Origin of the sequence: Enterococcus sp. AZ103 (assembly GCF_051714685.1) — a bacterium.
Classification (GTDB): Bacteria; Bacillota; Bacilli; order Lactobacillales; family Enterococcaceae; genus Enterococcus_A; species Enterococcus_A alishanensis.
Map to the genome: position 1 here is coordinate 1,487,677 of NZ_JBIOSI010000001.1, position 26,634 is coordinate 1,514,310.

The window sequence follows — 26,634 nt, forward strand, 5'->3', positions numbered from 1 at the left end:
AACAATGCAAAACATTAGAAAAGTAACAGAAGACATTTATTGGGTGGGGGCTTCTGATCGGCGCTTGGCTTTATTTGAAAATCTATTTCCAGTCGATCGCGGGATTTCCTACAATTCATTTGTCATTTTAGATGAAAAAACAGCTTTGATGGATACTGTGGATTCGTCTATAACTGATTTGTTTTTAGAAAATGTCGAGGCTGCTTTGGCTGGTCGGACACTGGATTATTTAGTGATCCACCATATGGAACCGGATCACTGTGCCAATATTGAAGAAATCGTACGCCGTTATCCAGAAGTAAAACTAGTTGGGAATAAATCAACTTTTAGTTTCTTTGAACAGTTTTATCCAATGGATGCTTCTAAAAATTATTATCCTGTTAAGAAAAATGACGAATTGAATTTGGGTGCCCATACTTTGAAATTTACGATGACACCGAATGTTCATTGGCCCGAAGTGATGATGTCATATGATTTGAAAGATAAAATCTTGTTTTCTGCTGATGCATTTGGTTGTTTTGCGCCAATTGATGGGAATTTATTTATGAATGAATTAGATTTTGACCAACGAATTTTAGCGGAAGCTCGCCGTTATTATGTAAATATCGTTGGACACTATGGGAAAAATGTTTTGTCTGCTTTGAAAAAGCTGTCTGCATTTGAGATTGATATGATTTTGCCTTTACATGGTCCTGGTTATTCTGGTGAATTGATCGAAAGAATGCTTCACTACTATCAAACTTGGGGTGCCTATCTACCAGAAGAAAAAAGTGCTTTGCTTCTTTATGGCTCAATGTATGGTAACACCGAAAATGCCGTTGATATTTTAGCTGGAAAATTAGCAGAAAAAGGTGTGGCAAATATAAAAATAGTCGACATTTCACGGACGGATCCTTCTTATATTATGGCGGATATTTTTAAGTATTCTAATTTAGTCTTTGCTGGCACCAATTACAATACAGGTTTGTATATTAAAATGGATAATGTCATTCGCGAAGCTTTACATCTAGAAATAAAAGACCGCAAGATTTCTTTCATCAGGAATGGTACTTGGGGTGGAAAAGCTCTAGAAATTATGCAGAATTATTTCAGTGATGAAAAACGTTTTACGATTGTTGGTGAACCGGTAGAAATCCATTCTTCAGTGAAAGATGGCGATTTAGCACCTATTACTGAATTAGCGGATGCAATTGCAGCTTCAATATTAAAGGAAGAGGAATAAGATGAGAATTGAACATATTGCTTTATGGGTAGAGGATTTAGAAAAAGTTAGTCAATTTTATCAAAAATATTTTCAAGTAGAAAAATCTGAAAAATATCAGAATCCTAAGACGGGTTTTAGTTCTTATTTTCTTAGCTTTGCCAGTGGAAGTCGCTTGGAACTGACTAATAAAAAATATTTGAGTCCCCGCATTGCTGATAGTTTGGGTTATGGTCATATCGCAATTGCAGTAGGTGATAAAAAAGCTGTCGATCAGATGGTGGAAATATTTCTTGCCGATCATTTTCCATTATTAAGTGGTCCTCGGACAACTGGAGACGGCTATTATGAAGCAGTGATTCAAGATCCTGAAGGAAACTTGATTGAATTAACGACAGATTAAAAAAACGTACGCCAAAATTTCTGGCGTACGTTTTTTAATTGACCACTTGTTCTCTGACATATTCAGCGTAAAGTGGATGATTGTTGATTAATTCAGTGTGGGTCCCATGACCGGTGACACTGCCTTTTTCAATAAAATAAATTTGATCAGCATCCACAATGGTTGATAGTCGATGGGCGATGACTAAAGTGGTTCGCCCTAACATTAAATCATCTAAAGCCCGTTGCACTTTTTCTTCTGATTGGGAATCAAGACTAGCAGTTGCTTCGTCTAACATCAAAATTTTAGGATCTCTCAAAAAAGCGCGAGCAATCGCAATCCGTTGTTTTTGACCGCCAGATAATTTTACGCCCCGTTCACCAATTTCAGTTTCTAATTCCTCAGGAAAATCCTTCACAAATTGGTCTGCATAAGCTAGCGACAAACCATGCCATAACTCTTCATCGCTCAATATACGGTTAAGACCATATTGCAGATTATCGCGAATACTACCAGCAAAAACAGCACTATCTTGTGAAACATAACCGATTTGGGCGCGCCATTCTTGTAAATCAATCGCTTGAATATTTTGCTGCCCAATTTTTATGGCTCCACTAATTGGCTCGTAGAATCTTTCAAGTAAAGAAAAAATAGTTGATTTTCCGCCACCACTTGGTCCAGCAAAAGCAATGACTGAATTAGGTTTTGCTTCAAAAGAAACATCTTTTAAAATAGGATGTTCTGCTGAATAACTAAAAGATAAGTTTTCAGCAGTAATAGTTTGCCCGACCACATCGATTGTTTCACCAGCACCAATTGGTTCAAGTTCCGTTTGAAAAATTTCTTGAATCCGTTCAGTTGAGCCCATTGCCTTTTGAACTTGTGAGAAAAAGGTCGCGAAGGTTGCAGCGGGTGCAATAATATTAAATAGATAAAGTAAAAACGCAACTAATGAGCCACTAGTTAAAGTTCCTGCTTGCACTCGGACAGCCCCGTAGCCTAAAATTCCAACGAATAAACCTAACATCGCTGTCATCATAATCGGTTGTACAACAGCTTCAATCTTGGCATCTTTCACGCCCAAAGTGAAGATTTTTTGAATAAAGTTTCCACCAGAAGTGACTTCTGCTGCTTCACCATTACTGGCTTTGATTAATCGAACCTCAGATAATTTTTCACTAGCATCAGCATTAAAATCGGCAGTAGCTGCTTGTAGTTGACGACCAATTTTTGACATGATTTTTCCAATTGGCAGCATAATCAAAGCAATAATAGGAACAGCGCTAAAGATTAAAGCCGCCATCTTCCAATCCATTAAAAATAAAATAATCATCGAGCCAATTAGTTGAATCCCACCAGTTACGAAATTGGGAAATTGTGATGTCACCAAGTCTTTGATGACTGAAGTATCGTTGACTAAACGCGAACTGCTTTCACCAGATTTATGATCATCGAAATATCCAACGGGTAACTTCAATAAATGGGCCCATAATTTTTCTCTTAAGGTTTTGACGGCGGTTTCTCCTACATAGCGAAGCAAAAAGCCACCGATTGTACCAAATCCAAGCTGCGCAATAAAGGCCAAGGCTAAAATAATAAGCATCTTACCATCAATTTTAGCCAAGTTTGAAGTGTCGACTAAATTTTTAGTTAATTGCGGCACAATCAGACTGGCACCACTAGTAATCAGACTCAATAGCATGCCTAAAATAAATAAGCCTTTTCGAGGATTAACGCTATTGATTAATTTGATAAAATCCTTGAATTTAAATTTTCCGCGTACTTTTGGTAATTCAGGTGCAAAACGTTGATCCATTAACATATCCTCCGTAAATTAAAAATCGTGCCATTCATCTTGATCTTTTTGGTCAAAAGGCGGACGTCCAAAATTTCTGCCACCAAAAGGAGGTCGTCCGCCAAAGCTGCCGCGATGACCAAAAAAGCCTAGCTCTTTGAAATTTTCCCGCATTTCTTTTTTTAATTTTTTTATGTCTTCGTGGGACATATCACGCCAATCACCATATTGATCTAGATAACTCTCTTTTAACGCTTGAATGGCTTGCATACGATCCATCGGGTCTACGAATTTCTCAGCTTGTTTTTTCATTTCAGGTTCCCAACCAGCGGGAATCTTCCCTAAAAGTTGGCTAAATTCTGCTTGTTCCGCTTCATTTAAACCAGCAAAAAAATCATCACTGGCATTTTTCTCACCAGATGCTGCATTTTGTTCCGCTTTTTTTCGTCCGGTTTCCGTTAAGTAGACGCGTTTAATTCTTTTGTCATTCTCATCTTCTTTTCGTAAAATGTCGTGACTGTTTTCCATTTTTTTTAATAACTCAGCTAAAGAACTGGGGCGTAAATCTAACACTTCAGCTAAATAGCTTTGAATTAAACCATCTTCTACAGCTAAAATTGCTAAAACTCTTTGTTGTCCTGATAAATGTTGCTTGTTTTGACGCATAAAAGCATTACTAGCTTCACTTATGAAACGAAATTGTTTCATTAAATCATCAGTAAATTGACTCATATTTATTTCCTCATTTCATCTATTTTTTAAAATAATTCGGTACCGAACTTTATTTCGATTTTGATTATAGTTCGGTACCGAACGGTTGTCAAGAATTTTGTAGCAAAATTTTTTTATTGACAATTTAAATAAATCCTGATAAATTTATTGAGGTTAAATCATAACCATTACGATTTGTTGTGGAGAAATTGTAAAATTAATCATAATTAAAATAAATGGAGGAACCAAAATGGCAAAGAAATCAAAAATTGCAAAAGCCAAAAAGCAAGAACAATTGATTGAACAATATCGAGAAATTCGTGCTGAACTAAAAGCCAATAAAGATTATGCTGGTTTGGCTAAGCTTCCGGTGGATTCAAATCCTAATCGTTTAAAAAATCGTGACAAGATTGACGGTCGTCCCCGTGGCTATTACCGTAAGTTTGGTCTGTCTCGGGTTAAATTTCGCGAGCTAGCCCATAAAGGTCAAATTCCTGGCGTGAAAAAAGCCAGCTGGTAATAACTACCGAATCATCAAATTATTTGTATAGGAGAATGACAGATGGAAAAAAATAACTTAGCAAGTGCTTATCGTAGATTGAAAAGTCCCAATATCCGTACCAAAAAACGAGCATTGAAAATTATCAAAGCAGCAAAGAGAACTAAAAAAGGGATTTAAGGAGGAGTTATCGTGGCTGTACCAGCAAGAAAAACATCCAAAGCCAAAAAGCGCCTTAGAAGAACCCATCAAAAATTGAATTTCCCAGAAATTTCAGTTGATGAAGCGACGGGAGATTTTAAACGAAGCCATCATGTTTCTCGTAATGGCTTTTATAAAGGACGTAAAGTGTTGTAGACAAAAAGAGATTGACCTCACGGGTCAATCTCTTTTTTTAGATTAAATTGCTAATTATTTGGTAGAATTGATGTGCAACGAATAAAATGATTAGTTCATAAGCGATATCTTTTGAGACGGTTTGCCATTTCTGTTGGATTAAATTTTTCATAGGCCTCTTCCTCTCTACTTTTTATAAGCTTAACTAGAAAATATGAATGAACTGTTGTGAAAATTTGCAGAAAAAATAAAAGTTTTATTAGGATTAAGATTTTACAAGATTGCAGGAACGAATGATAATTATTATACTGACTGTAAAAGTCACTAGATAAAGTAGGTGAATAAAATCAAAAATGTGTATTTAAAATCAATTTATCGCGATATTAAAGCTTCTTTTGGCCGTTTTATTTCGATCGTGTTAATTATTTTTATGGGTGTCATGCTATTTGTCGGTATTAAATCGGTTGGACCTGATTTGGAAGCGACGGTTAATCAATTTATTAAACAAAATGAGTTGTCAGATGTCCAGATCGTGTCTTCTGCTGGTTTGACGAAGGAAGATCAGAAAGCCGCTGAAGAAATTAAAGGGGTACAAGCGGAATTAGGTCATAGTTTTCCAGTGACGTTAAAGCAGCAAAATATTCAATTGTATTCCTACAGCAATAATCAAGCGAACAAATTAACTCTGACTGCCGGTCATTTACCTAAAAAGAAAGATCAGGTTGTTTTAGATGAAAAATTAAGAAATGACTATCGAATGGGCGACCAATTCACGATTGACAATCAGCAATTGCGACAACAGGAATTTACAGTCGTTGGTTTCGTGACTTCTCCGATTTATGTGGATGAAAGAGAACGAGGAACGACTACCATTGGTGATGGAGAATTGGCTGGCTTCATGTATCTACCAGAAACAGCTTTTGATGATCAGAATTTTTCGATTCTTTATATTAGTTCTGATCGCTTGAAAAATATTGATTACTTTTCTAAAAAATATGAGAATCGTTTAGAGAAATTAGACGAGCAATTGACTGAAGTTTTTACTCAACAAGGAATAGCACGTCAGGAACAGTTGCAATCAGTTGCTGACCAACAAGCATTAGCGAATGGGCTGGAAGCTGGTACGATGGAAATCGCAACACCAAATTATATGATTAATCCCCGTAACAGTAATCCAGGCTTTACTGAATACACTAGTCTCTCTGATCGAATTGATGCAATAGCAAATGTCTTTCCGGTCTTTTTCTTTTTCATAGCTGTCTTAATCACCTTTACAACTATGACACGAATGATTGAAGAAAATCGAAAAGAGATTGGCACCTTAAAATCACTCGGTTATCGTAAGCGCGAAATAGCCAGTAAATATATTTTATATGCTTTGTTAGCGGCATTGATTGGGACAGTTTTTGGCGTGGTGATCGGCACATTGGCATTACCGAAAATTGTTTTCCATCTATTGAGTGATCAGTATATTTTTACGAACTATCAATATCATTTTATTTTTTGGCCGATAGTTTTAGCTGTTATTGTGGCATTGATAGCGACTTTAGGTGCTTCTTTATTAACTTTAATGAAAGAATTGCGGGAAAATGCGACGACTTTATTAATGCCTAAAGCACCAAAAGCTGGTAAACGGGTTTTTCTGGAAAGAATCAAACCGATTTGGCGGCGAATGAGTTTTAACCAAAAAGTGACTTATCGCAATCTTTTTCGCTATAAAGCGCGGATGATTTTGACCATCGTTGGCATTGCTGGTTGTACAGGATTAATGCTGGCTGGCTTTGGTCTACAAGACTCCATCAGTGCGCCGGTAGAAAAACAGTTTGTAGCCTTAACGAAATATCAAGGAATCGTTACTTTAAACGGAAATGTACAAACCGAAGCGGAAAAGGTTTTGATGGAAAACCAACTAGTTACCGCGCAACTGCCAGTTTATACCGATACGGTAACCTTCAATCTTACTGGACACAGTAAACAAACGGCGACACTTTATGTCAGTGATCAACCAGAAAAATTTAGCCAATATGTTGCCTTAAAAGATGAAAAAACAAAAGCACATATTTCGCTATCTAATCAAGGAGCATTAATTTCCCAACGATTAGCCAAGATTTACCAAGTAACCAAAGGTGATCAACTGACTTTTGAAGACAATGATGGCAAAAATTATCAAATTAAAGTGGCGGGAATCGTTGAGAATTATTTGGGTCATAATCTTTATTTAAGCAAAGAATATTATCAGGAAATTTCTGGCCAAACTTTCACGCAGAACAGCTATTTAATTAAGACGAAAAAAATGACTAATTCCCAAGAGAAAAAATTAGCAGAAGATTTGCTGCAAACTGGTGAAGTGTTAACCACGACTTATACCAGCAATCAGATGGCTAAACAAGAGGCGGCCACTGAAAATCTAGGCTCAATTGTTCTGATTTTTATTGTTTTATCAGGCACATTGGCTTTTGTTGTTTTATATAATCTCACCAACATTAATATATCTGAGCGGGCACGAGAATTAGCGACGATTAAAGTTTTGGGCTTTTTCAACCAAGAAGTAACGATGTATATTGTGCGGGAGAATATTATGTTCACTTTGTTTGGGATTCTATTTGGTTTCGGGATTGGGAATTTACTCACCCGTTTCATCTTAGCGATGGCATCATCAGATATGATTGTTTTTCCTTTGGTGATTTCATGGCAAGGATATGTCATATCAGCGGTAATGACTGTAGTGTTCTCTGTTATTGTAATGGGTGTGACCCATTTTAAACTAAAACAAATCGATATGATTGCCGCTTTAAAATCAAACGAATAAAAAAGGCGTAACTGTGATGAGGAAATCCCTAAAAGATCAGATCAAAAATCTAATCTTTTAGGGATGCTCCATCTAGTTACGTCTTTCGATATTTCAGGCCAGTTTTAACGCTGCCATAAACAAAAATAAGAATCCCTAGCCAAATAAATGAAAAGGCGATAAATTGCTGTAAGGTGTATGTCTCATGAAAAAGAAAAATTGCCATGATTAACATGATTGTTGGATTGATATATTGAATAAAGCCTAAAATAATAAATGAAATTCGCTTAGCAGCTTCAGCAAATAATAACAATGGAATCGAAGTGATTGTACCTGCGCCGAATAATAAAAGATTTGTGCTCCAGTCATATTGTAAAAAGCCATCAGGAGCGAAAAATAAAAGATAGGCTAAGGCAAAAGGAAAAATCACTAAGGTTTCCAAGGTTAAGCTCGTCGCCGAACCGAGGGCTAAGCCTTTTTTGATGAGTCCATAGATACTAAATGAAGCGGCCATCACTATTGAAGTGACTGGTAAATGTCCCGTTTGAATGGTCAGTAAAATGACACCGATTAAACCAAAGACACAAGCGATTTTGGCTGTACGGGAAAGCTTCTCTTTTAAGACGAGTGTACCCAGTAAAACATTTGCCAATGGATTAATATAATAACCCAAACTGGCTGCTGTCACATCACCGATTTGAACACTGTAGATAAAAGTCCCCCAATTTACAGTGATAAAAATTGCTGCTAAAATAATTGCGAGAATTTTTTTCTTTTCTTTTTTCAGCATAGCAACATCTTTAAAAAAGACTTTTCGCTGTGATTTAACGACTAATAAAAATAAAACCATCGTGACAAAAGACCACACAACTCGGTTAAATAATAAACTGACTGCTGGTACTTCTCCTAAAAGCTTCCAGTAAAGTGGAATAATACCCCACAAGACATAGGCGAAAATTCCTAGTGTAATCCCCTTTTTTTCTTCATTTCTCTCCATAAATACTTCCCTCATTTTTTCGTGAATGGCTTATTATAGCACAAAAAAAAGTTCTTTTTAGCGATAGAAAGACAAAATAACAGGGGTATGATTGTGCAAAAGTAGCAATTGACTTCAATTTTTAAAATGTAGATGAATAATGAATCTTGTAAAAGAGAAATTGACATCGGACATGTAAATTGGTATAGTCAAATTGAAAAATAAATTAAACCAGTCCAGAATGGGGAATATTTGTGAGTGTAACAGGTAACTAATTCGTAAGTCGAATAGCTAGAAAAAATGCGAGCTGTCGCAGTTTATTTAGCATGCTTATTAGTGATACCTGTCGAAATAGTTTACGATGCTAAAAGACGATAGTATGACTGTCGTCTTTTTTGTGTCGATTTTTGGTTTAATTTATTTTTAGCGTCAGGTGTCCTTTTCAAAAAGGAGAAGAAATGAATACAGAAACTTTTAAACAATTACAATTTGATAAAATTCAAACCGAAGTTCAAAAAAGGGCGATTGGTGATTTAACCAAAGAAAAAATTGCTCACTTAGCACCGCAAAGCAATCTTGCAACTGTCACAGTCTGGCAAAAGGAAACACAAGAAGCCCGATTGATGATTGATTCTGGTCAACATGTGCCTTTTATGGGATTAGTCAGAATCAATCAATTGAATCAACAAATAAAAAAAGGCTTGATTTTAAATCCAGCTGAATTAACTGAAGTAGCTGATTTTTTACGGAGTAGTCAGCTGATGGTGAAATTTTTTGATAAAAATCGCTATCAAGCACCAACTTTAGCTAGTTATAGTCAGAATTTACCTGATTTTAGTAGTATGACTGAAACAATCTATCAAAAAATCCAACATCATAAAGTAAGCTCTGAAGCCAGCCGCTTCCTGCGTAAAACCCGGCGACAAAAAAGTGAGACGGAATCAGAAATCCAAGAAAAATTAAACAAGTATTTACGTCATCCAAATAATAAAAATTGGATTCAAGACAGTATCATCGTCAAAAAAGGTGAACACTTTACCATTCCGATTAAAGCCAGCTATAAAAATAAAGTCGACGGTACAGTGATTGAAGAATCTGGAAAAGGTCAAACGGTCTTTGTTGAACCTAGTACAGTTAGTAAATTAAATGAAAAATTGAGTTTCTTAATAGCTGATGAAGTGGCTGAAGAATATCAAATTTTAGCTGAATTGACTGGTGCACTAGCTGAAAATCAAGATTTGATCGATTTTACGATTGAAAGTATTAGTGGCTTTGATTTAATTTTTGCTAGAGGGAAATATAGTCGAGAAATGAATGGGATAACGCCAAAAGTTAATAAAAATGAAGTGATTAAAATTATTGCAGGAAAACATCCATTTTTGAGCCAAGAAGCAGTACCATTAGATTTTGAATTGGGTGAAAATTATCGTGGATTAGTAATTACTGGTGCAAATGCTGGAGGCAAAACGGTGGTACTTAAAACAGTCGGTTTATTTAGCTTGATGGCAATGTTTGGCTTACAAATACCAGCAGCAGAAGGTTCAGAAATAGCTGTCTTAAATGATTTATTTGTCGATATAGGAGATCAACAAAATTTAGAAAATGCCTTGAGTACTTTTTCTGGTCATATGAAAAATATTGCTGAAATTTTACGCCAAGCAAAACGCCATAGCTTGGTTTTACTGGACGAAATTGGGAGTGGAACAGAACCAAATGAAGGAGCAGCTTTAGCCATTGCCATTATGGAAACTTTGTATCAATCAGGCGCGTTAATCGTTGCCACGACTCATTATGGTGAAATTAAGCGATTCGCTGAAACCCACGAAGATTTTGTACCAGCTGCAATGGCATTCGATCGTGAGAACTTGACTCCTAAATATCGTTTGCAAGTCGGTAAAACTGGTGACAGCCAAGCGCTATGGATTGCTAAAAAAATGCATATGGCGCCAGCATTAATCCAGCAAGCCGCAAATTATATTTCTGATAAAAACTATCTAACTGAGAAGAAAATTTTTCAATCAGTCAAAGAAACTTCTCAAATAGAAAAACAATCGGAAGAACGTTTTAATCAAGGAGATCAAGTTATTTTAACTGAAACCAATCAAGTCGGCTTGGTTTATCAAGATGAAGGAAAAGCCGAAGTGACAGTTTATTTGGAAAAAGAAATGATTCCTATTTTACGAAAAAGATTGAAATTAAAAATGACCGCGCAAGAATTGTATCCAGCAGATTATGATTTAAGCAGCTTATTCGTGGACTTTCATGAACGAAAAAGAGAAAAAGATTTGGCCCGTGGATCGAAAAAAGCCCATAAGGAATTAGATAAAGAGATGCGTTTAAGAAGATGATATAAATTGAACACCGACTGAAGAGTCGGTGTTTTGCTTATATTCCAACTTTTTTCTTAAGATAATCTAAGTTATAATATAAGTAATAATTTTGTTTGTTGGGATTTTTTAAAGGGAGAAGGGGTATTGATGAAAATTTGTCCAAATTGTCATTATGAAAATGAAGAAACTGCATTATTTTGTGAACATTGCGGTAGTAAGCTTTCAGTTGAGCGAACTGAACTGGGGAGCCGATCACAAATGAACCATTCAAAAACACAAGCACGAGAAAATTTCGTCATAAATAAACAGCCGAAAGCACCAAAACCTAAATGGCCTATCATCATAGCTGCTTTGGCAGTTGTCGCTGTTGTTGGAGGAGTAGCTTTTGCTGTTGTGGGAAATAATCAGCCAGATTCGGTAATTAAGACGACCACCACGACTTCTTCTGATGATCCAACTAAGTATGATGATGTGATTGCTGAAGCCAAAGCTTTAACAATTAACGGGGATTTCAAAGAATCAAATCGTAAATTAGCAACCATCTCTGCCAGCGATTTAGGGAAAACCATTTATTCTCCGATTAAAGATGAAGTGGATCGGTTGACTAAGGAAAACGATGAGGGAATTGAAGACGAAAAAGAAGATGAACGTGAAGAAAAAGAAACCGATAATAATCAAGGGGACAGTCGTTCTGAATCTCTACCAAGTGGGAGTGCTTTTAATGGTAGTTATGGTAAATGGGCCAATACTTATAGTTTTTACTACAATCAATCTAGTCAAAAACATCAAACATTAAAAATTAGTGCCAATGGTGCAGTCACACAGACGAATGCTGGAGGTTCACAATATTTTGGAACAGCAACAATTACTGGTGCTAGTGGAGATATTTTAAGCTATGAAACAAATGAGCAGTATCCAAGTTCGATGCCGGAAACTAAAACGATACATCCAGATGTGAAAATCACTGTGACTTGGGAAGGTGGCAGTAAGCAAGTATATTATGGGTATCTTTCTTATTCATCTCGTTTGGCATTAACTGATGGCTCCCACAAAGGTAGCGGCGTCAACGAAGTTTGGTTGACTTACTAGGAAAGGATGTATCAATTTGGGTCGAAGAGAATTGCGGAAAAAAAATAAAAAGCAATACCCAATATATCTAGGCATTGCTTTAGGTCTTTGTTTATTAGCTGGCGGATCGTACTATGCCACGACGCGAATCTTTCAAGAAAATAAAACATCAGAAACAAGTGAAATAGTCAAAGAAAGTAGTACGGAAGCCACTTCCCATAAAATAGAATCGACTGTCAATAGTAGTGACGAAAAGACAACTGCAACGACTGAAGAAATACAATCAGTTCAATTAGATGCTAGTCAATTGGAAGCAAATGCCAGTCAAGTTGCGTATGGTGCCTACTATTTTGATTCTGGAAAAACAATTTCAAATGACAATACTCAGCCGATGATAGCAGCTAGTATTATCAAAGTATTTGTGATGGATTATGCTTACAGTCAAATTTCAAATGGTAGTTTAACAACTGAGACAATGATTCAAGGAGCTACTTTAGATTCCTGGATATATCCAATGATTCAACAAAGCAGCAATGAAGCAGCCAATGTATTGATTGATTATTTTGGAATGGAACAATTAAATTTTTATTTTCAAACACAAGGTTATACCAATACTCGGATAGAGCGAAAAATGTTAGATTATACTGCCCAAGGTGCAGGGAAAGAAAATTATACCTCCTTAAATGATTGTCTGGCATTTTTGAAAAAGATTTATACCAATCAAACCACTTATCCATCTAGTCAGATGCTAACTATTTTAAAAGGACAAGGGATTCAAACCAAAATTCCTAGCAAATTACCAACAGGAACAGTAGTCGCGAATAAAACTGGTGAGCTGGCAGGAGTAGAAAATGATATTGCTTTGGTTTTTAGTGAAAAAGCCCCCTTTGCGCTAGTTGTGTTAACCAATAGTGTGATTAATTCTGAAGGCTTGCGAAGTGCCATTGGCGACTTTGCTTTAGCTTGTTATCAAGCGTAAATCTAAAATAACTCAAAACATCGTTACTAATAAAGTTGCGATGTTTTTTTTAGGAGAGATGATCATGAAAATTTGTCCGAACTGCAAATATAAAAATACTGAAGATGCCCACTTTTGTGAGAATTGTGGCCATTCTTTAGAAAACATAAATCTTGATACTCAAATTATACCTTCAGCTTCGAAGCAAAAAAAATCCATCAATCAACATTCAAAAATTTTTATCGCTTTATTCAGTGTAATTGCTGCTATGCTAATCGGCGGCCTCTTTTTTGGAAATTATTATTATAACTATCATCGTCAAATGAATCGAATCGCTGATGCGTTTGAAGCCGGAGATAGTGAAAAATTGACTAAGATGGTTATTTCTGGCGAAGAAGATTATCAGATTTCTAGTAAAAAATTAGACAGATTGGTTGATTATTATCAGCTTTCAAGCCATGAGAAAAATTTCACTGATTTTATTGAATCATTACGCACCAATCAGGTGGAACTGCAAGATTTTAACATAAAGCAAACTGGGAGATACTTTGGATTATTTAAAAAATATCAGTTAGAATTGCTACCGGTTTATTTAAAAATCTCGACCGATCAAGCAGGCACGGAAATTTTTCTTGATGGCAAAAAACAGGGAACTTCCAAAGGTGATGACTACCTACTAACTTTAGGTCCGCTGACACCTGGTCGATATGAATTAAGCGGTCGTTTGGAGGGTCAAGAAAATCAAGCGAATTTGGATTTGGTTCGTTATAAAAATAATGATTTTGAAAAAAATAGTAACGTACACTTAGATTTACATCGAATTTCTTTTAAAGTTACATCAAATATCGATGGTGCTCAAGTTTATTTGGATGATGAAGCTGTAGCGACTATTGATGAAGGCTTTGCCGAAATTAATGATTATGTCTGGCATCAAGGATTGACTCTTGAATTACGTTATCAATTGGATGATGAAGAGCTGAAAACGAGTTCACGGAGAATTGATGATGATGAATATTTAGCTGAAGATTACGAGGCTAATGATCTCCAGTCGATGATCACGCTGGATTTTTCTGAAGTTCAAACCAGCAATGATGTGCAAAATTTTTTAACTGAGCTATATGATGACTTATCTGACTATACTAGTGAATATGTTACTTTTGAGACCCCTCAAAAAAATGATTTTGGGAAATATTTTGTAAATGCTAGAGAAAATTCTGATGAACAAGACTTTGAAAAATTTATTAATGAAATTCGAGATGATAATGGACGAAACAGAGTGAAGGCACAACCGGAAGTAGAAAGTGTGACGATGACTTTAGAAAACCAATATACTGTTCAATACTTAATTCACTATGATACGGTTTTTAATGATCGTAATCTAGACGAAATCAAGCAGGTTTTTCGTTACAAACAAGCAACCTTGAAGTATAATACCGAAGATGGTCAACTGCAGATAGACAATCTTGGAGGAATAGAAAATTTTGAGACAGTTGATGAAGGTTCTTAAAATGATCAGATTAGGTGAGAAGATTGGTTAAAAAGAAATGCTTATGGTTAGTAATCGGAATATTTGGTTTGTTTTTATTAGCTGCTTGTAGACAGCAAAATAAGACAACGACAACGACTGAAAAAAATCAAATCAGTAGCAGTACGACTACCGTTGAAAGTTCACAAGAAGAAAGTCAGGTGGAAAAGTTGTTGCAACAAATGACTTTGGAAGAAAAAGTGGGCCAGTTATTTCTCGCACGGGTTCCTGAAGAAGGTGCGATTGAAGATCTTCAGAATTATCATTTAGGTGGATATTTGCTATTTGATCGAGATATGGCTGGTCTTGGGCAAGCCGACTTGAAACAAAAAATTGCTGAATTTCAAGAAAATAGTCCAACGCCATTATTTATTGCTTCTGATGAAGAAGGTGGAACGGTCAGCCGTTTGAGTCGGAATAAAATTGTTTCGCCACCTTTTGAAAACCCACAAGAATTGTATCAAAAAGACGGATTTGATGGGATTGTTCGTGACATTGATCGAAAAGCTGCGATTTTTAATGAGTTAGGCATTCAACTGGGGATGTCACCTGATGCGGATGTCTCTACTGATCCAGAATCATTTATTTATGATCGGACGATTGGTTTAGATGCTGCCGGGACCAGCGAATATGTGGCAAAAAGTGTTGGTGAAATGTCTAAGGAAAAAATCGGCTCGACTTTAAAACATTTTCCTGGTTATGGTAACAATCGTGACTCTCACACTGAAATTGTAACAGACGAACGAAGTCTAGAAGAGTTGCAGACTACAGATTTTCAGCCTTTTATTGCTGGCATTCAAGCAGGAGCAGATAGTATTTTAGTTTCCCATAATATTGTGAATGGGATAGATAGCAGTCAACCGGCATCGATTTCGCCGGCTGTTCATGAAATTTTGCGTGATCAGTTGAATTTTAAAGGTGTGATTATGACAGATGATACGGATATGGCTGGTCTGGCAGAATTTATTTCGCAAGAAGAAGCTGGATTGAAAGCCTTGCAAGCAGGTAATGATTTAATCTTATCATCTAGTTATCAGACACAGATTCCTTATGTTATTCAGGCAATTCAAAATGGTCAATACAGTGAAGACGCGTTAAATCAATCAGTTTTACGGATTTTGAATTGGAAAGAAAAGTTAGGCTTAATTAGTTAGTAAAAGGAGAGAATAATGATGTGTGCATCGATGCGTTTGAAAAAAGATCTTGTCAAACTTACTAAAAAATAAATTTTGACAAGGAGTATGGCATGGAAAGCTCTTGGAAGAAAAAATATTTAACAATTTTATCAGGACAGACAGTTTCATTAATCGGCAGCTCTGCTGTCCAATTTTCATTGATTTGGTGGTTAGCGAGTGAATCAAATTCAGCAGTAATGCTATCAATTGCAGGATTGTTTGCTTATTTGCCCCAGATGTTTTTGGGTCCCTTTGTTGGCGTATGGTTAGATCGATTAGTTAGAAAAAATGTTGTTATTATGGCTGATTTATTCATGGGTGGAGTGGCTTTGGTTTTGTCACTGTGGTTTCTTTTGGGAAATCCGGGTTATTATATCGTTATTTTTGCGATGTTCTTACGAGCATTAGCAAATGTTTTTCACACTCCATCGATTCAAGCAATCGTACCATTATTAGTGCCTGAAAAGGAATTGGTGAAAGCCAATAGTTGGAGTCAATTTTTGCAATCAGGTGCTTTTATGTTAGGTCCTGTTATCGGTGCAGCAATGTTTGCCGCGATGCCGTTGTGGCTAATTCTTCTAACTGACTTGCTGGGTGCTTTGGTAGCATCATTTGCTTTGTGGATTGTTCAAGTACCTAATCCTCCACAAACTGAACTAACATCAGAGCCTAATTATTTAAATGAATTAAAAGCAGGTCTTGCAGTTTTTAAGGCAGATAAAGCAATGTTGATTGTCTTAATTATCTCATTTATTTCTATGGTGTTCTTTTTACCATTAGGGACCCTATTTCCTTTAATGACCAGTTCTCATTTTCAATTGTCTGCTTGGTATGCAAGCTTTGTGGAGCTGGCTTACGCTGCAGGGATGTTAGTCAGTGCATTTTTAATTGGTTTGAAGAAACATTGGCAGAAAAAATTATTGGTAGCTCAATTTGCTATGTTGGCTTTAGGTAGTGCCACGTTTGCAAGTGGTTTGGTGCCTACTAATTTATTAGGTTACTGGCTATTTGTGATTTGCTGTATTTTGTTAGGGAGCTTTGGCAATTTGTACAACATACCCTTTACAGCCTATATTCAAGAAACGGTAGCACCTGAAAAATTGGGGCGAGTATTCTCAGTTTTAGGTAGTGTGTTGTCAGCTGCCATGCCTATTGGTTTAATATTGGCCGGACCGATTTCAGAACAGATTGGGATCGCGGCATGGTTTTTATACTCGGGTATTTTTATGGTTGTGGCTAGCATATTCGGTTTTTTATTTTATAAAAAATATCGTTAAAAAAGAAGGTGAGCTGTTTAACGCAGCTCGCCTTCTTTGTTTAATTTTCTTCAGTAAATTGCGCATGATACAAACGATAATAATAACCGGCTTGTTCTAACAATTTTTCGTGGGTACCAATTTCAACAATTTGACCTTGATCTAAAACCAAAATTTGGTCGGCATTTTTTATTGTAGACAAGCGATGAGCAATAACGAAACTAGTGTGACCTTCCATCATGGTTAAAAAGGCTGTTTGAATATTCTTTTCCGTTAAGGTATCCACCGAGCTGGTGGCTTCATCTAAAATCAACATAGGCGGTTGACTAATCATGGTGCGCGCAATCGTCAATAATTGTTTTTGTCCATCTGACAATTTTAAGCCGGTTACACCCACAATTGTATCTAATCCTTCAGGTAAATTCCGTACAAAATCGTCCATATAAGCGGCTTTTAATGCTGCGAAAATTTCTTCATCATCAGCATTTGGCTTGCCATAGCGCAGATTCTCCCGTAAAGAAGCTTCCATTAACCACGTCTCTTGTAAAACCATACCAAAATGGCGGCGCAAATTATCGCGGGAAATTTTTTGGATATCATTGCCATCGATTGTAATTTTGCCAGCGTCAACTTCATAAAAACGCATCAGCAAATTCACTAAAGTTGATTTTCCAGCACCAGTTTTTCCAACAATAGCAATCGTTTCTCCCGGTTTTACTGTTAAGTTAAAATCTTGGATTAAAGGGCGATCTTTTGAATAACTGAAAGATACATGTTCAAAAACGACTTCTCCAGAAACATCTGTTAAAACAAGAGAATTTTTCCCATCGGGTGCTTCTACTGGCTGATTTAACAAATCAAACGCACGATCTAGACCGGCAATAGCCGTTTGAATTTGGGTAGTAATACCAGACAAATCAATAAATGGTTTAGTAAATTGACTGGCATAAATAGTAAAGCTGGAAATAATTCCTACAGTAATATCTGTCCGCCCATTCAACGCTAATAATCCACCTACTAATCCCACTGATAAATAAGCCATATGATCAATAAAGCGTGAGCCTGGATTTGTTAATGAAGAGGCAAACTGAGCTTTTTGACCGCGATAATAAAGTTCTTGGTTTAAGGTTTCAAAATTTTGTTGATTGACAGTTTCTCGTTGAAAAGCCTTCACAATTTTTTGATTTCCGATCATTTCGGTTATAAAGCCGGAAATATCACCGGTTAATTTTTGTTGTGCAGAAAAATATTTTTGTGACGTACGAGAAAGTATATAGGTCACTAGAAAAATAATTGGCGTAGCCGCTAAAACGATTAGCGCTAATGTCGGGCTGAGATATAGCATAAAAATCAAGGCAATAATAACTACGGTCATCCCGGCAAATACTTGGTTGAAGACCGCAGAGATGGCAACTGAAATATTATCCATATCATTGGTAAAACGACTAACGATGTCACCTTTTGTTGTCTGATCATAATAACTTAACGGCAGCTGATTTAAATGGGTAAAAGTTCTTTCTCGTAATTGTGCTACTGAATCATAAGCTACAAAATTACCTAAACGGGCAATCAAATATTGGCTGACAACTGTGACTAAAAAAATACCGACAAATAAGGTAAGAATTTTTGTAAGCTGTGAAAAGTTGACACTTCCTGTACCCACCATTTGATCAACAGAAACTCCGATTAAATAAGTCATCGTAACTGAAGTGACACCACTGGCAATACCTAAAATAATTGCAGCAATTAGCTGTTTTGGATAGGCAGTCAGGTAAGGAAAGAATAATTTTAAGGAGGTTAAAAAGCTTCTTCGTCGATTCATTATTAGGCCTCCTCCTGTGATTCTGCAAGTTTTCGATATTCAGTTGATGATGACAGTAAATTTTGATGGGTCCCGCTGGCAATAATCTTCCCTTTTTCTAGCAGAAGAATATTTTGAGCTTCTTGTAAGGACCGCAAACGTTGAGAAATAATAATGACCGCAGAAGTCAAATCCTTCTTTAAAGCCTTTCGTAAATCTAGATCAGTTTGGTAATCTAGTGCAGACAAAGAGTCATCTAAGATTAATAGTTTTGGTCGTGCGATAATTCCTCGAGCAATGGTTAAGCGTTGTCGTTGACCGCCGGAAAAGTTTTTCCCATTTTCTAAGATTACCGTATCTAATTGTTGTGGCAGTTGGCGAACAAATTCTGTTGCTTGTGCAGTATCTAAAGCTTGCCAACATTCCTCATCGGTTGCATCAGCTTTTCCCCAACGTAAATTTTCTCGAATAGTTCCACTAAATAAAACGGCTGTCTGAGGAACCAGAGCGATTTCTTGACGTAAATGAGCAAGTGACCAAGCTTTGACATTGGTGCCGGAAAAGAAGAGATTCCCAGCGCTAACATCATAAAAGCGTGGAATCAATTCAATCAAACTAGACTTTCCACTACCTGTTCCACCGGTAATACCTAATGTCTCTCCACTTTTTAAAGCAAAGGAAATATTTTTTAAAACTAGAGCCCAATCTTCACGATAACGAAAATCCACATTTTCAAATTGTACCACCGGAACTTCTTCAAGCGTTTCAGTCACTTCACCAGTATCGGCTAAATTAATTTCAGTATCAAAAACTTGATTGATCCGGCTAGCAGAAGCTGCTGCGCGGGTAAATAAAACCACTAAATCGGAAACAATAATTAAGGCTAACAACATTTGATTCATGTAATTGATCAAAGCCAAAATCTGTCCTTGCTGTAAATGACCGATGTTAATATTGATACCACCTAAATAAAGTAAGCTAGCAACCCCGATATTCATAATTAAGGTTGTTGCCGGTGATAACAAGGAAGAGATATTGGCTACTCGGCGATTGACTTTTGCTAAGTCGTCAGTTTGTTGATTAAATGTTTGTTGTTCTTTTGGCGCTCTAGCAAAGGCACGGATGACCCGAATACCAGTTAAGTTTTGGCTAACTAATAAATTTAAACCGTCTAATTTTTGTTGCACGATTTTGTATAAAGGAACGGAAAAACGAATAATAAAAAATAAAACCAAACAAAAAATTGGTAAGATTAGTAAAAATAAAAAGCCAATTCTTGTGTCAATATAAAAAGCCATAATGACTGAACCAATACTTAAAAAAGGCGCCCGAATAACTAAACGAATAAACATCGCTAAGGCCCATTGCACCTGATTAATATCACTGGTCATGCGAGTGATTAAAGTATCTGTTCCGAAAATATTTAATTCATGATGTGAAAAGCTTTGAATTTTAGCTAACAGTTTATTTCGTAGGACGGTACCAAAACCTTGAGAGGCTACTGATGCAAAATATTGGCAGACAAAAGCACACAGCATTCCCACAATCGACAGCAACAGCATCCAGACAGCCATCTCTATCACTTTGTTGCTATTTCCTTTGACAATCCCTTCGTCAACTAAACGCGCCATAATTAAGGGCAATAATAGCTCGAAAAAGGCTTCTAGAAATTTGAACACGGGTCCAAGGATGACTTGTAGGCGATATTTTTTGGCATAACGTAATAATGAAATCATGAAATCGTCCTTTCAAAAAACAATTACTCTTATTATAGCTGTTTGTTATATCAGAAAATAGTGAAAATTTTTTCGTATTTTAAAATTATTTGTTACACTTAGACAAAAGGTTCTAAAGGAGGGAATTATGGAACAAGAATTTTCATTAGTAGTGCTATTATTTTTTTCATATTCATTTATTGGTTGGCTGTGGGAAACAGTCTATTGCGGCATTAAAGCCCGTCACTTTGTTTACCGAGGTTTCTTATTAGGTCCCATTACACCAATTTATGGTTTCGGTGTGATCGGTGTATTATATTTAATTGATCCTTTTCAAAAAAATATTTTTTTATTATTTGGTTTGTCATTTATATTGTGTACTATCTTAGAATATATCACGAGTTTTTTATTAGAAAAAATATTTCATCTGACTTTGTGGGATTATAAAAAAGTACCGCTAAATATTAATGGGCGAGTGGCGGTTCCTGTCTCGATTTTTTGGGGAGCAGCCTGTGTCTTTATTGTCCGGGTGCTTAATCCCCACTTGATGACTATATTAGAAGGATTGTACGCACGATTTAGTATTTTCTTACCGGTTCTTTTATTGATGCTTATTAGTGCCGATACTGGTTTTACACTGGCCAATGTGTCTTCATTAAGAAGAAGAATGACCGAACTCAGTGGAGCCATTCAAGAAAAGAAAGCCCAATTACAAACCGATGTCAATCAACGCTTAGATACTTTAAAAACAGAAGCAAAGGAACGACAAACGGAAAGAAAAGAGTGGTTGGAGGCTTTCAAAGATCCTGAAACTCGCAAAAAGTTGCCAAAATTAAATTTACAAGAACGACGTTTCTTAAATGCCTTTCCTACAATGAAATCATCTGATTTAAAAAGTAGCTTGCCAGATATTCGTCAAGTAGTTAAAACATTGCGGGAAAAATAAGAGTAAATGCTTTTTGCTTAGGCGAAAAGCATTTTTTTGTAATCAGATAGTCATCTGATTGAAACATTTAACCAGCTTTTTTTTCGTATAATGATCTAGAAGGGTGTGAGTTTGTGTTAAGGAAGAAATTTGGTATTTTATTTAGTGGTCTCTTGATGATGCAATTAGTAGCGCCAACTATTGCAGCGGCTGAAAGTGTCGAAAAATTAGATCAAGAAACAACTACATTAACAAAACAAAGTGAACAAATAAATGGAGATATTCAGTTGGCTTTAAATGCCGCTAATCAACAATATCAAAGTGTGGCAACTATAAAAGAAAAAATTGTGGATAATCAATCCACTTTAAAAGCAACTAAAACTGAAATAAAACAAACCAAAGAAACTATTGAAAAGCGGAAAAAAATCGTAGCTAAGCGCTTAAAAGAAGTCCAAGTCAATCGTTTCCATGAAAAATCGATCATTGCATTATTAGATTCAAAAAGTATTAACCAGTTTGTTAATCGGGCTTTTGCTTTAAGTACGATTCAAAGAGCAGAACAAAACAAAGTCACTGACTTAACTAATGCTCAAGAAAAACTAGTTGACTTAAAAGCGACACAAGAAAAGACCCAAGCAGATCTAGTGGAGCAAGAAAGTAATTTAACAACTGAAGCGGGACAATTAGATACGAAACTAACTGATTTAAAAACAGAATTAGCCAATAACCAGTCAAGTTTACAACAAATTAGTCAAGCTAAAGAGGTCGAAGCAGCTCGTGTTGCTGCAGAAGCTGCACAAGCTGAGGAGAAAGCAGCTGAAGCTGAAAAAAATTCCGCGACAGTTACTTCAAGTCAGACAACAGAAAGCACAACAACTACAGAAAATACAAAAGCTACAGAAGATACCACAACAGTAGAAAGTACCACAAGTTCTTCAACAACTGAAACAAGTGAAACTCAATCAGCACCAACAAATAACACGCCAACACCAGCACCGGTTGAAACACCGATAACTAATACTGGTGGGAAAACCATAACAATGCAATCAACTGCTTATTCTTTCGCAGAATCTGCCAATACTTTTTGGACAGCCACAGGGATTGATTTGCGGCAAAATCCTCAAGTAGTAGCAGTAGATCCTAGTGTCATTCCATTAGGTTCAATGGTGGAGGTTTCGGGTTATGGTATCGCGATTGCCGGAGATACTGGTGGTGCCATTAAAGGAAATATTATTGATTGCCATTTTGCAACTGTTGGAGAATGCATTCAATGGGGACGTCGAAGTGTGACAGTAACAATATTAAGTTAATATTTAGTCAACAGCAAATTGAGTTCATTTTTGTTGTTGGCTTTTTTTCATGCCGGTAATATAAGTAGTGATATCTGTGATAAAATAATAATTAAGTTTTAAGGAGGCGTTTTTATTGTCAGAGACGATTGAGTTTCAAGAGTTAACATTAACACCAGTTAAATTAAAATTCACTGAAGAAGAATTAAAGAAAAAAATCACGTTTAAAGGCGCGATTTCCTCTGAACATTTAAAGGGACAGGATTTCCATTATTATCTGATGCCTAAAAGAGATTTAGAAGAGTTATTGAAAAAAACTGGTCGGACAACGAGCATGGATGATCAAAAACTTTATCATATTACGGGCTTTTTAGTTACTAGCACACTGAAACATGAATCAGTTAACGGCTACTACATTCCAACTCAGTGGGGATTTGTCCAAGTCCAGGTGTTCGATTAAAAATAATACGTTTGTAACATAACTGAAACGATTTCTTCAATTTATCAAGGTAAAATGAATTGAACTGTAAATATTAGCTGAAAAAAATGACAATCTAGCTAATCTTTAGGAGGAAAAAATGAAAATTCAAAAACTATTATTTAGCGCAGTTGTTTTGAGTACTGTTGCAGCGAGCCAAACGACCGTTTTTGCTGAAGAAATTCTTGATGACACAAACGTAGAAGAAGCGACTGAACAAAATTCAATTATTGTTGGTGAGACGACTGAAAATCCTCTAACAAATGGAGAAAATATAGAAACAACCCATCCAGCAAATGTTTTGGGCGCAACATCAAATACACGAGCAGCAAGTTCTTATCAACAAGTGTTTATTGATAGCGTGGCACCTTCAGCTAGAACTTTAGCTGCTGAAAATGATATGTATGCATCAGTAATGATTGCTCAAGCCATTATTGAAAGTGGCTGGGGTCAAAGTGCGTTAGCAGCAGCACCAAATTATAATTTATTTGGAATTAAAGGTAATTATAACGGTCAATCGGTGACCTTTAAAACCCAAGAATACGTTAATGGAGAATGGATTACAATTGATGCAGCATTTAGAAAATATCCCTCTTATGCGGAATCTTTATTAGACAATGTTAAAGTTATTAAAACGACTTCTTTTAGTAGTGGCGTTTATTTTTATGCAGGAGCATGGAAAAGTAATACAAATTCTTACAAAGATGCAACAGCCTATTTGCAGGGGCGTTACGCAACTTCGCCTACTTATGCTAGTACCTTAAATAGTGTAATTGAAAGTTATAATCTGACTCAATATGATAATACAAATTCAAATTCCATGTATCGTTTGTACAATCCAAATAGTGGCGAGCATTTTTACACGAATGATGCCAAAGAAAAAAATTGGTTGGATTCTGTCGGTTGGAATTATGAAGGTGTTGAATGGCAATCTCCTAAGTCTGGTTCTGAAGTTTATCGTTTATATAATCCAAACTCTGGCGATCACCATTATACTTTGGCTGCCGACGAAAAAGATCATTTAGTAAAATCTGGCTGGAAATATGAAGGTCGTTGTTGGTACTCTGGCGGTTCAACCACTCTTTATCGTTTGTATAATCCAAATGCAAAGACTGGAACCCACCATTACACCAAAAATACGAATGAACATAACAATTTAGTAAAACAAGGTTGGCGTGATGAAGGTATTGGCTGGTATGGTCAATAAACAATTGTTTGCCATGATCTAATTGAAATAGCTGATCTATTAAAAATCGGTCCTTTAATATATGCTTATCGTCAAGGTTTGCATCTAAGGGATACCGTTCTTTAATAGATCTTTTTTTTATTAGAAGAATATTTTTGATTCTATTTACTCTTTTAATGGTCGGAATCTAGTAGTTTTGCTATGATTAGCGTACATGCTATTTTTTTAAAGGAGTTAATTGAAATGGATAAGATTCGAATTAAAAATTTACGTTTTTATACCTATAATGGTGTTTTACCGGAAGAAAAAAAATTAGGGCAACAAATTGCTTTAGATATTGAAATGCAGACGTCCTTAAAAAAAGCAGGAAAATCAGATAATGTTGTAGATACAGTTAGTTATGCTGAAGTAACTGAAAAAGTTAGTGGACTGGTTCAATCAAAAAGTTTTGATTTAATGGAAGCCTTGGTTTCGGCAATTTTAGATGTCATTGAAGAAAATTTTGGCGGACAATTGACTAAAGCAATAGTCAAAGTACGCAAATATTCAGTACCGATGCCGGGAAATTTTGATCATATTGAGATTGAAATGGAAAGAGAGTTTAATCATGCTTAGTTATTTAGCTTTTGGTAGCAACCTAGGTGATTCTTTAGCTACTTTAAAAAAAGGTCGAACACTACTGGCAGAAAGATCCGACATTTCTTTATTGGCCTCTTCTAAGTTATACGAGACGAAACCTTATGGAGATGTGGTGCAAGATGATTTTCTAAACGGTGCAATTTTGGTGGAAACGAGCTTAACACCTGAGGAATTATTGACAGCTATTCATCAAGTGGAGGCAGACTTGGGACGTCAACGGATGATTCATTGGGGACCACGAACGCTAGATATTGATATTTTATTATACGGTGATGAAAAGATTGATCTACCGATATTGAAAATCCCCCACGTGGAATTAACTAAACGTTCTTTTGTTTTAATTCCTTTGAAAGATATTTATCGAGAAAAGAACCTCTTGGGAGAACCGATTGATTATTGGATTAACGCATCAGGCAATCAAAATGAAGTGAAACTAAGCACAAAGGAATGGTAGAAATGGACAGCGAAAAAGAACAAATTATTGAAAATGCAGTGAAAGAAATATTAACAGCTATCGGTGAAGATCCAGAACGGACTGGTTTATTAGAAACTCCGAAACGGGTAGCAAAAATGTATCAGGAAATTTTTAGTGGACTGATGACACCAGCATTTGATGACTATAAATTGTTTGATAGCAAAAATGAAGACGATATGGTTTTAGTGAAAGATATTCAGTTTTATTCGATGTGTGAGCATCATTTGTTACCATTTTATGGCAAAGTTCACTTAGCCTATGTTCCAGCTGGTGGCAAAGTGATTGGTCTAAGTAAAATTCCGAGACTAGTGGATTATTGCTCAAAACGTCCAAGCGTCCAAGAAGATTTGACTGTGATGATTGCAGAAAAATTGGCTGCTAATATTCCTAATCAAGGTATCGCCATTGCAATTGAGGCTGAACATATGTGTATGACTATTCGTGGCGCAAAAACGCCCCATAGTTTGACGAAGACTTACCATTATACTGGAATTTTTAAAGAAGATCGTGATTGGAAACAAGATTTTTTACAGGCGCTTAAGTAATGGAAATAATAGTCGCTACCAATAATCAAGGAAAATTACTAGAGATGCAGCAAGGCATTTATGATTCAAATATTTCCTTAGTATCTTATCAAAAATACTCGCAGATTGCTGAAAAACCACAAGAAGCAGGACAGACTTATTTTGAGAATGCCTACTTAAAAGCCAAGTTTTATCAAGCGAAACTGAAACAACCAGTTTTAGCGGATGATGGTGGTTTAGAATTGGTCGCCTTTCCTGAAATTTTAGGCTTGAAGACGCAGCGTTTTTTCAAAAGTAGTGATCCGTTAGATCAAAATCAAGAAATTTTGGCTTTATTTCAAAATACGAAAACTTCAAAAAAAGTCACATTAAAAGCCACACTGGTTTATTTAATGGATGAGAGCAATTATCTGACCAGTGAAGCCAGTCTAGTGGGAGAAATCGTCCCACCAAAAGGGACTATGGGCTATGGTTTTGATTCGATTATAAAAATTCCTGCACTAAATAAAACTTTGGCTGAAATGACCGACTTTGAAAGAGCACATTATAGTCCAAGAATTCAAGCGCTAAAAAAAATATTGCTGAAAATCAAAGGAGATTGA

At 36.1% G+C, this 26,634-nt stretch carries 25 protein-coding genes; 20 read left to right on the forward strand and 5 right to left on the reverse strand.

Annotated features, from left to right (window positions below):
- Positions 1-4 precede the first annotated feature (4 nt).
- Together ID741_RS07545 and ID741_RS07550 are read left to right on the forward strand one after the other, a co-directional pair.
- Positions 5-1,222, forward strand: coding sequence for an FprA family A-type flavoprotein (locus ID741_RS07545; RefSeq protein ID WP_438719592.1), 1,218 nt, complete (start codon positions 5-7; stop codon positions 1,220-1,222).
- Between the two features lies 1 nt (position 1,223).
- Positions 1,224-1,604, forward strand: a complete 381-nt coding sequence (locus tag ID741_RS07550; protein ID WP_438719593.1) for a VOC family protein — start codon at positions 1,224-1,226, stop codon at positions 1,602-1,604.
- A 34-nt stretch (positions 1,605-1,638) separates the two neighbouring features.
- Here ID741_RS07550 and ID741_RS07555 read toward each other — a convergent pair whose 3' ends face one another.
- Together ID741_RS07555 and ID741_RS07560 are read right to left on the reverse strand one after the other, a co-directional pair.
- Complete coding sequence (locus ID741_RS07555; protein ID WP_438719594.1) at positions 1,639-3,399, reverse strand: ABC transporter ATP-binding protein; 1,761 nt, start codon at positions 3,397-3,399, stop codon at positions 1,639-1,641.
- Between the two features lie 18 nt (positions 3,400-3,417).
- A complete protein-coding gene (locus ID741_RS07560) occupies positions 3,418-4,110 on the reverse strand; it encodes a MarR family winged helix-turn-helix transcriptional regulator (RefSeq protein ID WP_438719595.1) in 693 nt (230 codons plus the stop codon).
- A gap of 229 nt (positions 4,111-4,339) precedes the next feature.
- On the opposite strand from ID741_RS07560, the gene rpsN reads away from it, so the two are divergent.
- From rpsN to ID741_RS07580, 4 genes are all read left to right on the forward strand, one after another.
- Positions 4,340-4,609, forward strand: a complete 270-nt coding sequence (gene rpsN, locus ID741_RS07565) for a 30S ribosomal protein S14 (RefSeq protein WP_218326908.1) — start codon at positions 4,340-4,342, stop codon at positions 4,607-4,609.
- Positions 4,610-4,651: 42 nt separating this feature from the next.
- Positions 4,652-4,768, forward strand: coding sequence for a putative metal homeostasis protein (locus ID741_RS07570; RefSeq protein ID WP_218326907.1), 117 nt, complete (start codon positions 4,652-4,654; stop codon positions 4,766-4,768).
- A 12-nt stretch (positions 4,769-4,780) separates the two neighbouring features.
- A complete protein-coding gene (rpmF, locus tag ID741_RS07575) occupies positions 4,781-4,945 on the forward strand; it encodes a 50S ribosomal protein L32 (protein WP_218326906.1) in 165 nt (54 codons plus the stop codon).
- A 316-nt stretch (positions 4,946-5,261) separates the two neighbouring features.
- Complete coding sequence (locus ID741_RS07580; RefSeq protein ID WP_438719596.1) at positions 5,262-7,733, forward strand: ABC transporter permease; 2,472 nt, start codon at positions 5,262-5,264, stop codon at positions 7,731-7,733.
- 76 nt (positions 7,734-7,809) lie between these two features.
- Here ID741_RS07580 and rarD read toward each other — a convergent pair whose 3' ends face one another.
- On the reverse strand, positions 7,810-8,709 hold the full coding sequence (rarD, locus tag ID741_RS07585; RefSeq protein WP_438719597.1) for an EamA family transporter RarD: 900 nt from the start codon (positions 8,707-8,709) through the stop codon (positions 7,810-7,812).
- Between the two features lie 437 nt (positions 8,710-9,146).
- Between rarD and ID741_RS07590 the strand changes: the two genes are divergently transcribed.
- The 6 genes from ID741_RS07590 (at position 9,147) to ID741_RS07615 (ending at position 17,021) form a co-directional block, all read left to right on the forward strand.
- Positions 9,147-11,036, forward strand: coding sequence for an endonuclease MutS2 (locus tag ID741_RS07590; RefSeq protein ID WP_438719598.1), 1,890 nt, complete (start codon positions 9,147-9,149; stop codon positions 11,034-11,036).
- 129 nt (positions 11,037-11,165) lie between these two features.
- Entirely contained in the window at positions 11,166-12,107 is a 942-nt protein-coding gene (locus ID741_RS07595; RefSeq protein WP_438719599.1) for a zinc ribbon domain-containing protein, read from the forward strand.
- 16 nt (positions 12,108-12,123) lie between these two features.
- Positions 12,124-13,065: a serine hydrolase gene (locus tag ID741_RS07600; protein WP_438719600.1), complete on the forward strand. Its 942-nt coding sequence runs from the start codon at positions 12,124-12,126 to the stop codon at positions 13,063-13,065.
- A gap of 64 nt (positions 13,066-13,129) precedes the next feature.
- The gene (locus ID741_RS07605; protein ID WP_218326902.1) at positions 13,130-14,551 is read left to right on the forward strand and encodes a zinc ribbon domain-containing protein; all 1,422 of its coding nucleotides are present in this window, start codon (positions 13,130-13,132) and stop codon (positions 14,549-14,551) included.
- A 23-nt stretch (positions 14,552-14,574) separates the two neighbouring features.
- Positions 14,575-15,723 carry a glycoside hydrolase family 3 protein gene (locus ID741_RS07610; protein ID WP_438719601.1) on the forward strand — a complete coding sequence of 383 codons (1,149 nt, stop codon included), beginning with the start codon at positions 14,575-14,577 and terminating at the stop codon, positions 15,721-15,723.
- A gap of 92 nt (positions 15,724-15,815) precedes the next feature.
- Entirely contained in the window at positions 15,816-17,021 is a 1,206-nt protein-coding gene (locus ID741_RS07615) for an MFS transporter (protein WP_438719602.1), read from the forward strand.
- A gap of 40 nt (positions 17,022-17,061) precedes the next feature.
- Here ID741_RS07615 and ID741_RS07620 read toward each other — a convergent pair whose 3' ends face one another.
- Complete coding sequence (locus tag ID741_RS07620; protein ID WP_438719603.1) at positions 17,062-18,822, reverse strand: ABC transporter ATP-binding protein; 1,761 nt, start codon at positions 18,820-18,822, stop codon at positions 17,062-17,064.
- Positions 18,823-18,824: 2 nt separating this feature from the next.
- A complete protein-coding gene (locus tag ID741_RS07625; RefSeq protein ID WP_438719604.1) occupies positions 18,825-20,537 on the reverse strand; it encodes an ABC transporter ATP-binding protein in 1,713 nt (570 codons plus the stop codon).
- Positions 20,538-20,664: 127 nt separating this feature from the next.
- Here ID741_RS07625 and ID741_RS07630 point away from each other — a divergent pair, with 127 nt between their 5' ends.
- From ID741_RS07630 to ID741_RS07665, 8 genes are all read left to right on the forward strand, one after another.
- Positions 20,665-21,462 (forward strand): putative ABC transporter permease, encoded by a 798-nt coding sequence (locus ID741_RS07630; protein ID WP_438719605.1) that lies wholly within the window; start codon positions 20,665-20,667, stop codon positions 21,460-21,462.
- A gap of 113 nt (positions 21,463-21,575) precedes the next feature.
- Positions 21,576-22,751: a 3D domain-containing protein gene (locus ID741_RS07635; protein WP_438719606.1), complete on the forward strand. Its 1,176-nt coding sequence runs from the start codon at positions 21,576-21,578 to the stop codon at positions 22,749-22,751.
- A 115-nt stretch (positions 22,752-22,866) separates the two neighbouring features.
- Positions 22,867-23,190 carry a hypothetical protein gene (locus ID741_RS07640; RefSeq protein WP_218326896.1) on the forward strand — a complete coding sequence of 108 codons (324 nt, stop codon included), beginning with the start codon at positions 22,867-22,869 and terminating at the stop codon, positions 23,188-23,190.
- A 118-nt stretch (positions 23,191-23,308) separates the two neighbouring features.
- Positions 23,309-24,415 (forward strand): glycoside hydrolase family 73 protein, encoded by a 1,107-nt coding sequence (locus tag ID741_RS07645; RefSeq protein ID WP_218326895.1) that lies wholly within the window; start codon positions 23,309-23,311, stop codon positions 24,413-24,415.
- Positions 24,416-24,637: 222 nt separating this feature from the next.
- Entirely contained in the window at positions 24,638-25,009 is a 372-nt protein-coding gene (gene folB / locus ID741_RS07650) for a dihydroneopterin aldolase (RefSeq protein ID WP_438719607.1), read from the forward strand.
- Positions 25,002-25,487 (forward strand): 2-amino-4-hydroxy-6-hydroxymethyldihydropteridine diphosphokinase, encoded by a 486-nt coding sequence (gene folK / locus ID741_RS07655; RefSeq protein WP_218326893.1) that lies wholly within the window; start codon positions 25,002-25,004, stop codon positions 25,485-25,487. The genes folB and folK overlap by 8 nt, the downstream gene beginning before the upstream one ends.
- The gene (folE, locus tag ID741_RS07660; RefSeq protein WP_438719608.1) at positions 25,481-26,053 is read left to right on the forward strand and encodes a GTP cyclohydrolase I FolE; all 573 of its coding nucleotides are present in this window, start codon (positions 25,481-25,483) and stop codon (positions 26,051-26,053) included. Before folK ends, folE begins: the two co-directional genes overlap by 7 nt.
- Entirely contained in the window at positions 26,053-26,634 is a 582-nt protein-coding gene (locus ID741_RS07665; protein ID WP_218326891.1) for a non-canonical purine NTP pyrophosphatase, read from the forward strand. The genes folE and ID741_RS07665 overlap by 1 nt, the downstream gene beginning before the upstream one ends.

Coding starts and splice junctions, on each gene's coding strand:
- ID741_RS07595 (WP_438719599.1), top strand. CDS start 11,166: ATGAAAATTTGTCCAAATTGTCATTATGAAAATGAAGAAACTGCATTA.
- ID741_RS07555 (WP_438719594.1), bottom strand. CDS start 3,399: ATGGATCAACGTTTTGCACCTGAATTACCAAAAGTACGCGGAAAATTT.
- rarD (WP_438719597.1), bottom strand. CDS start 8,709: ATGGAGAGAAATGAAGAAAAAAAGGGGATTACACTAGGAATTTTCGCC.
- folK (WP_218326893.1), top strand. CDS start 25,002: ATGCTTAGTTATTTAGCTTTTGGTAGCAACCTAGGTGATTCTTTAGCT.
- folB (WP_438719607.1), top strand. CDS start 24,638: ATGGATAAGATTCGAATTAAAAATTTACGTTTTTATACCTATAATGGT.
- ID741_RS07625 (WP_438719604.1), bottom strand. CDS start 20,537: ATGATTTCATTATTACGTTATGCCAAAAAATATCGCCTACAAGTCATC.
- ID741_RS07545 (WP_438719592.1), top strand. CDS start 5: ATGCAAAACATTAGAAAAGTAACAGAAGACATTTATTGGGTGGGGGCT.
- ID741_RS07630 (WP_438719605.1), top strand. CDS start 20,665: ATGGAACAAGAATTTTCATTAGTAGTGCTATTATTTTTTTCATATTCA.
- rpsN (WP_218326908.1), top strand. CDS start 4,340: ATGGCAAAGAAATCAAAAATTGCAAAAGCCAAAAAGCAAGAACAATTG.
- ID741_RS07570 (WP_218326907.1), top strand. CDS start 4,652: ATGGAAAAAAATAACTTAGCAAGTGCTTATCGTAGATTGAAAAGTCCC.
- ID741_RS07560 (WP_438719595.1), bottom strand. CDS start 4,110: ATGAGTCAATTTACTGATGATTTAATGAAACAATTTCGTTTCATAAGT.
- ID741_RS07645 (WP_218326895.1), top strand. CDS start 23,309: ATGAAAATTCAAAAACTATTATTTAGCGCAGTTGTTTTGAGTACTGTT.
- folE (WP_438719608.1), top strand. CDS start 25,481: ATGGTAGAAATGGACAGCGAAAAAGAACAAATTATTGAAAATGCAGTG.
- ID741_RS07665 (WP_218326891.1), top strand. CDS start 26,053: ATGGAAATAATAGTCGCTACCAATAATCAAGGAAAATTACTAGAGATG.
- ID741_RS07550 (WP_438719593.1), top strand. CDS start 1,224: ATGAGAATTGAACATATTGCTTTATGGGTAGAGGATTTAGAAAAAGTT.
- ID741_RS07615 (WP_438719602.1), top strand. CDS start 15,816: ATGGAAAGCTCTTGGAAGAAAAAATATTTAACAATTTTATCAGGACAG.
- ID741_RS07590 (WP_438719598.1), top strand. CDS start 9,147: ATGAATACAGAAACTTTTAAACAATTACAATTTGATAAAATTCAAACC.
- ID741_RS07605 (WP_218326902.1), top strand. CDS start 13,130: ATGAAAATTTGTCCGAACTGCAAATATAAAAATACTGAAGATGCCCAC.
- ID741_RS07620 (WP_438719603.1), bottom strand. CDS start 18,822: ATGAATCGACGAAGAAGCTTTTTAACCTCCTTAAAATTATTCTTTCCT.